Genomic DNA, 280 nt, shown 5'->3' on the forward strand with positions numbered 1-280 from the left:
GCCCTGGGGGTGCTTCTTGCCGACCAGGGGTTCGTTGCTGGCGGGCACCAGCTTGGTGCGGATCAGCCACTTGGGATCCTTGTGCTTGCCAACCGCCTTGCCGGTCTGGTACTCGTTGATCTTGATGGTCTTGATCATCTGGGCCATGAAGTCCTTGGTCAGGGCCTTCTGCGCCTCGCTGGTCTGGTCGATGACGATGGGGGCCACGTACCAGGTCTGGAGGGCTTGCGCCTTGGGGGCCGCCGGAGCGGTTTGTGCCATGGCGAGCGGGCTGAGCAGG

1 protein-coding gene is annotated in these 280 nt (G+C 64.3%); it reads right to left on the minus strand.

Going from position 1 to position 280, the window contains the following annotated elements:
* Nucleotides 1-261, minus strand: a 261-nt coding sequence (locus B4920_RS26115) for a hypothetical protein (RefSeq protein WP_216820046.1), incomplete at its 3' end; no start/stop codon positions are given.
* Nucleotides 262-280: the final 19 nt, after the last annotated feature.

It is taken from the genome of Zoogloea sp. LCSB751, from assembly GCF_002028455.1.
Classification (GTDB): domain Bacteria; phylum Pseudomonadota; class Gammaproteobacteria; order Burkholderiales; family Rhodocyclaceae; genus Zoogloea.